Here is a 10842-nt window from a genome sequence, read left to right as displayed (position 1 = left end):
ATGAACACCTGACCGGCTGGTTCCAGCCAATCAGGCCCGTTCGATCCGACGCCGCCGCTCTGCCAGGAGTGGCGGCGTTTTCGTTTGGCTGTCCTTAAACCTGCAAGCGCTATCGGCCGTCGGCGATGGCCTCGGCCAATCGATTCGGATCCGTGACGGGTGGCAGGCAGCGACCCTCGAAACAGATGAAGGCCGCGCCGCGCCCGGCCTGTCGCAGCATGGCGGAAGCAGGATGATCCGGCGGCAAGGCCTCGTCATCCGGGCAGTCGATCAGGATCGTCGTCGTATAGGGCAGGCTGCGTGCTGCCGCGTGGAAGGCCGCGCGCTGGGGCCCGGCCAGAACGATCTCGACGCCGTTGCGAGCAAGATCGTAGGCGTTCAGGACCGAGCCATGGGCCATCGGTGCGCGCGCGGCCGCCTGCAAGGCGGCTTTCATCAAGGCCTGGGCTTGCTCCCTGTCCGCCAGAGCGCCGGTCTTGGCCGCGAGCCGCACGAGATTGGCGGCATGGACACCGAGCGCATTGGGTACCGCGTCGTCGTGAGTCGGCCTCGGTAGGACTGGCAGCTCTCCGGATTCAGGCCGAGTCATCCCGAGGAGGCCCGTGTCTGCATCCCGGTAGTGCCGATCGAGATGCCGCGACCAGCGCCGCGCGTCTTCGAGGTAGTGCTGCTCCAGCGTCAAATCGTGCAAGGCCAGGGCCGCATCGATCATGGCGGCGTGATCCAGGGCGAAGCCGGGCCTGATCAGCCGGCCGAGGCGATAGGAATGGGCGAGGCCATTGCCATCCGCCATCGATTCGGCCACGAAACGGTAAGCGCTTCTGGCGAGGTCGAGCCAATGCGGCTGATCCAGCAAGCCGGAAGCGCGGGCGAGCGCGGCGATCATCAACCCGTTCCAATCGGCGAGGATCTTGTCGTCCCGCGCCGGCGGTATGCGCAGAGCCCGCTCCGCGAGCAGCCGCTCCTTCATTGCGGTGAGGCGTAGCGCGGTTTCGGCATCCGGGTCCGGCGTATCGAGCCGGTTGAGGATGTTGGTTTCCTCCCAATTGCCATGGGCGGTGACGTCGTAATGCCGGGCGAACAACGCGGCATCGTCCGGCCCGAGAAGCGCGGTGATCTCGGCCAGGGACCAGACATAGAACTTGCCTTCGACACCTTCGGAATCGGCATCGAGGCTGGCCGCGAAGGCGCCTTCCGGCAGAAGCATCTCGCGCTCGAGCCAGGTGACGATTCCCGCCGCCGCGTCCCTCGCGAGCCCGCTTCCGCTGCGCTTCGCCTCGAGGGCGTAGAGCGGCAGGAGCTGCGCGTTGTCGTAGAGCATCTTCTCGAAATGCGGTACGAGCCAGCGCCCATCGACGGCATAGCGGGCGAAGCCGCCGCCGAGATGATCGTGAATGCCGCCGCGGGCCATCCGATCCAGCGTCAGAACGCTTGCCTGCAAGGCGGCTTCGGAAGCCGGCTGCCGGGTTCCCGCGCGCCAGAGCAATTCGACCAGTCCGGCATTCGGGAATTTCGGCGCACCCTTGAGGCCGCCATCGATCGGGTCGAAGGCGCTCGCGATCTGCGCGGCGAGATGGTCGAGATCCGGCTCCCCGATAGCGGCGAGCGTCACGGTTTCGGCCCGCTGCAACGCTTCACGGATCGCCGCGGCATTGCTCGCGATTCGCTCCGGCTCGCGCTGGAAGATCGCGGAAAGCTGTCGCAGCACGGCCGTGAAGGATGGCCGGCCGTGGCGGGGCTCCGGCGGGAAATAGGTGCCACCCCAGAAGGCGTCGCCATCCGGCGTCAGGAACATGGTCAGGGGCCAGCCGCCCTGCTCGCCGAGGCTGTGCAGCGCGCTCATGTAGACATGGTCGATGTCCGGGCGCTCCTCGCGATCGACCTTGATGTTCACGAAAAGCTCGTTCATGACGGCGGCGGTCGCCGCATTCTCGAAGCTCTCATGCGCCATGACATGGCACCAATGGCAGGCGGCATAGCCGATCGAGAGCAGCACCGGGCGGTTGCTGCGCCGGGCTTCGGCGAAGGCCTCCGGGCTCCATTCCCACCACTCGACGGGGTTGTCGCGATGCTGGAGCAGATAGGGGCTGGCAGCGCCGGAGAGGCGGTTCATGCGGCAGTCCTTCCTGGCGCGGGGTGGGCACCATGAGCGGTCACGACCCGCAATCTACCATTGTCGCGCTGTCCTCGGCACCCGGTCGGGCTGGTGTCGCCGTGCTGCGCGTATCGGGGCCACGTGTTCGATTCGCTCTCGAAACGACGGCAGGGATCATACCTCCGCCAAGGCTGGCGACCTTGCGGGTGCTCCGCGATGCCGAGGGCCAGCTGATCGACCGAGGACTCGTTCTGTTCTTCCCTGGCCCTACCAGCTTTACCGGCGAAGATATCGTTGAATTTCATATACATGGCTCGCGTGCGGTGCTTGCGGCACTACTGCGACATCTCACGGCACTACCGGGTTTGCGGCTGGCGGAAGCCGGCGAATTCACCCGTCGCGCCTTCGAGGCCGGCAAGCTCGATCTGGCGGCGGTGGAGGGTCTCGCCGATCTGATCGATTCGGAAACGGAATGGCAGCGGCGGCAGGCCTTGCGCCAGATGGACGGCGCGCTCGGCGTCCTAGCGGGGCAATGGCGCACGCAACTGCTGGAAGCCATGACGCTCCTAGCCGCCGAGATCGACTTCTCCGATGAAGGCGATGTCGAGGGGCCCCTGCATGACGAGGCCATGCGGATCGCAGCTAGCGTCCTGGGATCGCTGCGCGGGGCGCTCGGCAGTTTCGCCATGGGCGAGCGCGTACGGGAAGGCTTCGTCGTCGTCCTGGCCGGCCCGCCCAATGCCGGCAAGTCGAGCCTGCTGAATGCGATGGCGCGCCGCGATGTGGCCATCGTCTCGCCCGTCGCCGGGACGACGCGGGATGCACTGGAGGTCAGGCTCGATCTCGATGGCTTGCCGGTCATCCTGATCGACACGGCCGGCTTGCGCGAGAGCGTTGATCCGATCGAGGTGGAGGGCGTCAGGCGCGCTCGCGCACTGGTGGAGCGTGCCGACCTCGTCCTCAGCCTGCGCGGGATCGATTCGGAGCCGTACCGGACGGCGGAAGAGGTTCCGCAGATCCCTGTCGCGACGAAGGCCGATCTTGGCGGACCCGTTCTGCCTGGAGAGCGCGCCATTTCGGTGAAGAATGGCGAAGGGCTGCCGGAGCTTCTTGCGGCCATCGGGGAGTATCTGCGCGGGCTCGGGCAAGGCGAGCCCGCGCTGTTGACGCGGGAGCGCCACCGCATCGCAGTCGCCGACGCCATCGCCGCGCTGGAGCGCGCGACCAAATCCGTGGGTGCACCGAGCGAATTGCTGGCCGAGGATATCCGCCTTGCGGTGATGGCGCTGGAGCGGCTGGTGGGACGCATTGGCGTCGAGGATGTGCTGGATCATCTCTTTGCCGGGTTCTGCATCGGCAAGTGAGGGCCGTCCTGGGTCCGGTGGTACAATCGGCGATTGACCGGTACCCTTTGCTTCGCTAGCGAAAACCCATGTCATCCCTCGCGCAAACCTACGATGTCATCGTCGTCGGCGGCGGCCATGCCGGGACGGAAGCCGCTGCGGCCGCGGCGCGGTTCGGCGCGCGGACCGCGCTGGTGACGCACAAGCCCGAAACGATCGGCGTGATGTCCTGCAACCCGGCGATCGGCGGGCTCGGCAAAGGGCATCTCGTGCGCGAGATCGACGCGCTCGACGGCATCATGGGGCGCGCTGCCGATCGCGGCGGTATCCAGTTCCGCATGCTCAACCGCCGCAAGGGGCCGGCGGTACGCGGTCCCCGGGCTCAGGCCGACCGCAAGCTCTACCGATTGGCGGTGCAGGATCTGCTGGCGGAGCAGCCGAATCTCGATGTCATCGCCGGTGACGCGTTCGATATCGAGGTCCAGGGCGATCGAGTCGCCGCGGTTCTGCTCGCCGATGGACGTCGATTCGCAGCCGGAACGGTCGTGCTGACGACCGGGACGTTTTTGCGCGGACTAATTCATATCGGGGAAACCAAGATTCCGGCGGGGCGCGTCGGGGAGGCGCCGTCACTCGGCCTCTCCGCGACGCTGGAGCGCCATGGCTTTCCGCTGGGCCGGCTCAAGACCGGCACCCCTCCCCGCCTCGATGGCCGCACGATCGACTGGGCGGCGCTGGAGATGCAGCCCGGCGACGAATTGCCCGAGCCGTTCTCGGCGCTGACCGAGAAGATCACCAATCCGCAGATTTCATGCGGCATCACCCGCACGACCATGGCCGGTCACGACCTGATCCGCGCCAATCTCCATCGCGCGCCGATGTTCTCGGGGCAAATCGAGGGGCGCGGTCCGCGCTATTGTCCCTCGATCGAGGACAAGGTCGGCCGCTTCGGCGACCGCGACGGCCATCAGATCTTTCTCGAGCCGGAAGGTCTCGACGACGACACCGTCTATCCCAACGGTATCTCGACCTCGTTGCCGGAGGATGTTCAGCGCGACCTGCTCAAGACCATTCCGGGTCTGGAACGAGCAGCGATGCTGCGGCCGGGCTACGCGATCGAGTACGACTTCATCGATCCGCGCGCATTGAACAACACCCTGGAGACACGCGCCATTGGCGGACTCTTCCTGGCCGGGCAGATCAACGGTACGACGGGGTATGAGGAGGCCGGGGCCCAGGGATTGCTGGCCGGCCTGAATGCGGCACGCCGCGCGAGCGGGCGGGAGCCGGCAGTCTTCGACCGGGCGCAATCCTATATCGGCGTTCTGGTGGATGATCTGGTGACGCATGGCGTTACGGAACCGTATCGAATGTTCACCTCGCGCGCGGAATTCCGCCTGTCGCTGCGGGTAGACAATGCGGATGAGCGCTTGACGATGCTCGGGACGGAGCTCGGCATCGTCGGTTCGGCCAGGCTGGCGGCTTTCGAGGCACGCAACGGCGCGATCGAAGCTCTGCGTTCTGAACTTCAGGGGCTGCAGCTCACGCCGCAGCAGGCGCAGATCGGGGGGATACAGCTCAACCGCGACGGCTTGCGGCGCAGCGCCTATCAGATCCTGTCCTATCCGGACGTTACCTTCGAGCAGCTGGCCGCGATCTGGCCGCAGCTTCAGGCCCATTCCGCGTCCGTGACCGACCGCGTGACGGCCGATGCCGTCTATGCGGTCTATCTCGATCGGCAGGCGGCGGAGATCCAGGCCTATCGCCGCGACCAGGCACTGAAAGTCCCGACGGATCTCGATCTCGATACGATTTCGGGCCTGTCGAACGAGCTCAAGGCGAAGCTCGCTGCGGTACGGCCCGCCGATCTGGCACAGGCCGGAAAAATCGAGGGCATGACGCCGGCGGCCCTGACCTTGCTGGCGGCGCATGCCCGCAAAAGCCGCGCGGCGAATTTATCCACAGGCGTATCGTGACTGTTGATAAGAGCGACAGGCAGCGCGCTTTGCGCTTGACGCCTGTTTCACGTGAAACAGAGGAACGCCTCGCCGCGCTGGTGGCGGAGCTGGAGCGCTGGCAGGCCGCCAAGAATCTGGTCTCCTCGGCCACTCTGGGGGACGTCTGGACACGGCACATCGCCGACTCGCTCCAGCTCTTCAATCTGGCCTCCGAGCGGGAGCATTGGCTCGATCTCGGCTCGGGCGGGGGCTTTCCGGGCCTCGTCATCGGCATCTGCCTGGCCGAACGTGGCATCGGCCAGATCGACCTCGTCGAAAGCAATGCCCGCAAATGCGCCTTCCTGCGTCATGCGGCGCGGGTCACCGGGGCACGGGTCAAGGTTCACAATGCGCGGATCGAGAATGCGGTCGGCGGCTTCGCCGGCAAGGTCGATGTAGTGACGGCCCGCGCGCTCGCGCCGCTTGTTCAACTGCTCGGCTGGTGCGAAGAGCTGTTGAGAACCGGTGCGCTTGGACTCTTTCCCAAGGGACAACATCTAGATACGGAATTGACCGACTCGGCCAGATATTGGAAGATTCAAGCAACAACCGTTTCTTCCGTGACCGACGACGCTGCGCGAATCCTGATGGTTCGCTCGGCCGAGAGACGAGCCGATCCATGACAGACGTCATATCCGTGATCCCGCAGCGCCGTCCGCGCGTGATCGCGCTCGCAAACCAGAAGGGYGGCGTCGGCAAGACGACGACSGCSATCAATCTSGGCACGGCGCTSGCSGCSATCGGYGAGAAGGTGCTGATCGTCGACCTCGACCCGCAGGGCAATGCCTCTACGGGTCTTGGCGTCGACCGGCGCAGCCGCAAATCCTCGACCTATGACGTGCTCTGCGGCGATGTCGGGCTCGGGCAGGCCTTGCAGCCGACGGCGGTGCCCGGGCTGTCGCTGGCGCCCTCGACGCTCGACCTCCTCGGCGTCGAGCTCGAGATCGCCTCGGCCAAGGACCGCGCGCATCGCCTCAAGAAGGCGATCGACGAGCTGGTCTATGATCAGCGCTGCCAGGATTTGACCTATGTCCTGATCGATTGCCCGCCCTCGCTCAGCCTGATCACGATCAATGCGATGACGGCGGCGGATGCAGTGCTGGTGCCGCTGCAATGCGAGTTCTTCGCGCTCGAAGGCCTCAGTCAGCTCCTGAAGACGGTGGAGCAGGTCAAGGCCGGGCTTAATCCGCGGCTGATCATCCAGGGCGTGGTGCTGACGATGTTCGATCCGCGCAACAACCTGTCCGGACAGGTCATGGCCGATGTGAGGAGTTTCCTCGGCGATAAGGTCTATGAGACCGTGATTCCGCGCAATGTAAGGATTTCGGAGGCGCCGTCCTATGGCAAGCCGGCGCTGCTCTATGATTTGCGCTGCTCGGGGTCGCAGGCCTATCTGCGCCTGGCTTCGGAAGTGATCAAGCGCGAGCGCACCCTGCGCGCCGCGGCCTAACAGTCAAGAACGCAGAGGTTGACAGGAATGGCGATGGCCGAAGAACAGGGGCGTTCCCGCCTTGGCCGCGGTCTGGCGGCGCTGATCGGCGATGTCGGCGAGGAAATCGGCGCGATCGAGCGGGCCCGTGGCCAGCGCCGCGTGCCGGTCGAGTTCCTGCGGCCGAGCGCGCGCAATCCACGCCGCAACTTCGCGGAAGAGGAGCTCGACGATCTCACGGCTTCGGTCCGCGAGCGCGGTATCCTGCAGCCGATCATCGTGCGTTCGATCCCGGGGATGCTCGATGCCTATGAGATCATCGCCGGAGAACGGCGTTGGCGGGCGGCGCAGCGGGCCGAGCTACACGATGTGCCGGTGATCCTGGTCGAAGCCGATGATCGTGAGGCGCTCGAGATCGCCATCGTCGAGAACGTCCAGCGCTCCGACCTCAACCCGATGGAAGAGGCGGCGGGCTATGAGCGCCTGATCGCCGAATTCAGTTATACCCAGAACGATTTGGCGCGGGTCATCGGCAAGAGCCGCAGCCATGTCGCCAATACGCTGCGGCTGTCGAAGCTGCCGGAGCCGGTGCGCGCCTTGGTCAGCGGAGGCACCGTCTCGGCCGGCCATGCCCGGGCGCTGCTATCTGTTTCGGATCCGGAACTGATGGCGAAACGGATTGTCGAACAGGGGCTTAGCGTCCGCGATATCGAGCGCATCGCTCAGGATGAAGCACGCGGCGAGACCAAGAGCGCCGTCGCCGCAAAGCCGAAGCCCGAGAAGGATCCGGACACGCGCGCCCTGGAAAAGGCGCTGGAGGAGGCCCTCGGCCTTTCCGTCGTCATCAGCCATCGCCCCAGCGGTGCGGGCGAGGTCAAGATCGCCTACAGGACGCTGGAGCAGCTCGACGCGCTCTGCCGCCGGCTGAAGGCCTGATCAATCGGCCCGGCCATTGCGGCCGAGGCGAGCGAGTGTCCACAATGCACGGGTCGCGGTCGCGCGGCCCGTTTCGCTGTTCTGGCGGGTCGCAAGGACCGCGTTGCCGAGCAGGGCAACAGCCTCGGTCAATCTGGCGCTGGTCCAGGCGTTGAGCGCGGCCTCGGTGGTGGCGATGCGCGGATAGGGCAGCCGCATGGTGCCGACCACATCCTTGACGCCGCGTCCGGCATCGACGCTCTGCCGGGCCTTGAGCAGAGCCAGGGCCTGCCGCAGCACGGCGCCGAGCATCACGCCGGGATCGAGCCCCTCGCTGAAAAGCTTGGCCTGCGCCAGGTCGAGCACTGGCAGCTTCCCGGCGAAGACGGCATCGACCAGCATGGCCTGCTCGCGCTGGGCGGTGTCGCCGACGATGGCGTCGATATGGGCCTCCGTGACGGAGGGATCGTTGCCGACATAGAGCAGGAGCTTCTCGATCTCGCGCCGCGACGTCTGGCGGTCACCGCCGAGCAGGCCTGCGAGGTGGTCGCGGCTGCCGCGGTCGATGGTCTTGCCGGCGGTGCGAATCATCTCGTCGATGATCGAGCCCAAATCGCGGGCGGCGTCGCCATAGCAGGGCACTGCGAGCGCGCTTTTGGCCTTCTCGCAGGCAGTGCGCAAGGGGTTGGAGCGCTGCAGGTCGCCGGCCTCGATGATGACGAGCGCGTCCTGCGAAGGCGTGGCCAGCAGCGGCTCGACGGCTGCAAGAAGCGGTTTCGACGTCGGCGAGACGCGGATGGCGCGGCGGCCACCGAACAGGCCGATTGTGTTGGCCTCGTCGACGAGTTTCAGCGGGTCGGCCGCGACGGCGTCGCCATCCATGCGGATGAGCTGGAAGGCGTCGTTGGGGTCGTCGACGCTTTTGCGGGCGAGATTGCCGGCGCGCTCGGAAACGAGGCCGGCATCCGGGCCGTAGAACAGGATCAACCGCCAGGCGGGGTCGAGGCGCGCAAGCGTTCGGTCGGCTTCATGCGCCTTGATCGCGACCATGGCGGATCAGGAGGTGAGATCGGCCGAGATCTGCCCGCGAATCAGCCCGGCGAGGTTCTTGGCAGCACGGATCTGGGCGTCGCGGGCGGCGCGAACCGTGGCGAAGCGCTGCGAGGAACGCTCATAGGGCTCGCGCACGGAGTTGGTGCCGGAGGAGACGACCTCGCCCGTGCCGATCCGCGTCACCTTCCAGGTCGCGGTGGCGACGAGCACAGCCGAATCAGCGCGGCCGTTGGCGTAATCGACGGTGACGACCTCGACCGATTCGGCCAGGGCGGAGTCGAATTTCAGCGTTTTCTGCGCATCCGGCTCATTGCCGCCGTCGAACTCGAAGACCAGTTCGTTACGCAGATAATGCCCGATCAGGCCCTTGAGCTCGGCAAATTCGATACTACGCAGCGCGCCCTTGACGCTGCCGCCGACCGTGCTCGCGGTATACTCCGAATAGAGCGGCTGGAAGCAGCCGCCGGCGAGCGCGGCCATGCCCAGCGCTGCGGCCAGAGCCAGGCCGCGGCGGCTCGGCTTGATGATTCGCGCCGCAGTCTCAGACGACGACATTCACGATTCTCCCGGGAACCACGATGATCTTGCGGATGGAACGGCCTTCCAGGGCCCGCTGAACCGCCTCGTTGGCATGAACAGCAGCTTCCACCGCCATGGTATCGGCATCGGCTGGAACAGTCACCTCCGCCCGCTTCTTGCCGTTGAGCTGGACGGGCAGGGTGATGCTGTCGTCCTTCAGCAAGGCGGGCTCGGCGTTGGGCCAGGATGCCTCGCCGACGAGGCCGGGCTGGCCGAGTGCGTGCCAGCATTCCTCGGCCAGATGAGGCATCATCGGCGCGACAAGCTGGGTGATGATCGTGGCAGCCTCAAGGAGCGCATAGGCCATATCGGCGTCGAGCGCCGGCTTCTCGGCTGCAGCGTCGAGCGCTTTGCCGATGGCGTTGGTCAGCGTGTAGATATGGGCGATGCAGCGGTTGAAGGCGAGGCGCTCGATATCGGCGCCGACGGCATCGAGCGCACGATGGCTCGCCTTACGCAGCGCCAGCGCCACGTCACCGATCTGAGCCGGTTTCCCGGCCTTGCCGTGGGTCCGCTCGGCGATTTCGCCGATCAGGCGCCAGAGGCGCTGGACGAAGCGGGCGGCGCCTTGCACGCCCTCGTCAGTCCAGATCACGTCGCGATCCGGCGGCGAGTCGGAGAGCATGAACCAGCGGGCCGTGTCGGCGCCGTAGGAGGCGATGATGTCGTCGGGGTCCACGACGTTCTTCTTGGACTTCGACATCTTCTCGATCGGGCCGATCTCGATCGGGGCGCCGGTCTCGACGTCGAAGCCGCGGCGGTCGGTGCCGGAGACCTCGATGCGGACATTGCCGGGCTCGACCCAGTCGCCATTCGCGGCGCGATAGGTCTCGTGCACGACCATGCCTTGCGTGAACATGCCGGCGAAGGGCTCATCCAGCCCGGCATGGCCGGTCTTCTTCATGGCGCGGGTGAAGAAGCGCGAATAGAGCAGGTGCAGGATCGCGTGCTCGACGCCGCCGATATACTGGTCGACCGGCAGGAAGCGGTCGACGGCCTTGCGGTCGGTCGGGCTCTCGGTGCGCCACGGATCGGTGAAGCGGGCGAAATACCAGGACGAATCGACGAAGGTGTCCATCGTGTCCGTCTCGCGGCGCGCCGGCTTGCCGCATTGCGGGCAGGCGACATGCTTCCAGCTCGGATGATGGTCGAGCGGGTTGCCCGGTTTGTCGAAGGAGACGTCATCAGGCAGCTTCACCGGCAGATCGGCATCCGGAACCGGCACCGTTCCGCAGTCGGAACAATGGATGATCGGGATCGGGCAGCCCCAATAGCGCTGGCGCGAGATGCCCCAGTCGCGCAGGCGGAAATTGACCTTGCGCTGGCCGACGGGGCGATTGCCGCGGATCTCGCTCTCGAGACGGCGCGCAACCTCTTCCTTCGCCTCGGCAATGGTCTTGCCGTCGAGGAAGCGCGAATTGATCATCCGGC

General features: G+C 66.2%; 9 protein-coding genes. 5 read left to right on the top strand and 4 right to left on the bottom strand.

What is annotated here, in order from left to right; genetic code table 11:
- Positions 1-109: 109 nt before the first annotated feature.
- Entirely contained in the window at positions 110-2113 is a 2004-nt protein-coding gene (locus AB4Y99_RS20065) for a thioredoxin domain-containing protein (protein WP_441524556.1), read from the bottom strand.
- Positions 2114-2145: 32 nt separating this feature from the next.
- Between AB4Y99_RS20065 and mnmE the strand changes: the two genes are divergently transcribed.
- The 5 genes from mnmE to AB4Y99_RS20040 all read left to right on the top strand — a co-directional run bounded on the left by mnmE (position 2146) and on the right by AB4Y99_RS20040 (position 7800).
- Entirely contained in the window at positions 2146-3459 is a 1314-nt protein-coding gene (gene mnmE, locus AB4Y99_RS20060; RefSeq protein ID WP_441524555.1) for a tRNA uridine-5-carboxymethylaminomethyl(34) synthesis GTPase MnmE, read from the top strand.
- A gap of 68 nt (positions 3460-3527) precedes the next feature.
- Positions 3528-5414 carry a tRNA uridine-5-carboxymethylaminomethyl(34) synthesis enzyme MnmG gene (gene mnmG, locus AB4Y99_RS20055; protein ID WP_441524554.1) on the top strand — a complete coding sequence of 629 codons (1887 nt, stop codon included), beginning with the start codon at positions 3528-3530 and terminating at the stop codon, positions 5412-5414.
- 29 nt (positions 5415-5443) lie between these two features.
- On the top strand, positions 5444-6058 hold the full coding sequence (gene rsmG / locus AB4Y99_RS20050; protein WP_441524553.1) for a 16S rRNA (guanine(527)-N(7))-methyltransferase RsmG: 615 nt from the start codon (positions 5444-5446) through the stop codon (positions 6056-6058).
- Positions 6055-6885: a ParA family protein gene (locus AB4Y99_RS20045; RefSeq protein WP_038359513.1), complete on the top strand. Its 831-nt coding sequence runs from the start codon at positions 6055-6057 to the stop codon at positions 6883-6885. Before rsmG ends, AB4Y99_RS20045 begins: the two co-directional genes overlap by 4 nt.
- 33 nt (positions 6886-6918) lie before the next feature.
- A complete protein-coding gene (locus AB4Y99_RS20040; protein ID WP_441524552.1) occupies positions 6919-7800 on the top strand; it encodes a ParB/RepB/Spo0J family partition protein in 882 nt (293 codons plus the stop codon).
- Here the strand turns inward: AB4Y99_RS20040 and holA are convergent, their stop codons facing one another.
- The 3 genes from holA to AB4Y99_RS20025 form a co-directional block, all read right to left on the bottom strand.
- The gene (holA, locus tag AB4Y99_RS20035; RefSeq protein ID WP_112765098.1) at positions 7801-8829 is read right to left on the bottom strand and encodes a DNA polymerase III subunit delta; all 1029 of its coding nucleotides are present in this window, start codon (positions 8827-8829) and stop codon (positions 7801-7803) included. It abuts the gene before it with no gap.
- Positions 8830-8835: 6 nt separating this feature from the next.
- Positions 8836-9387 (bottom strand): LPS assembly lipoprotein LptE, encoded by a 552-nt coding sequence (locus AB4Y99_RS20030; RefSeq protein ID WP_113254753.1) that lies wholly within the window; start codon positions 9385-9387, stop codon positions 8836-8838.
- Positions 9374-10842 (bottom strand): class I tRNA ligase family protein (locus tag AB4Y99_RS20025; protein ID WP_441524551.1); only part of this gene is annotated, 1469 nt, incomplete at its 5' end. The genes AB4Y99_RS20030 and AB4Y99_RS20025, both read right to left, overlap by 14 nt.

The sequence above is a fragment of the Allobosea sp. TAB14 genome (assembly GCF_052113865.1).
GTDB lineage: Bacteria > Pseudomonadota > Alphaproteobacteria > Rhizobiales > Beijerinckiaceae > Allobosea > Allobosea spartocytisi.
The sequence above is the reverse complement of the archived record's forward strand: the minus strand, read 5'-3'. Positions and strand labels throughout refer to the sequence as shown.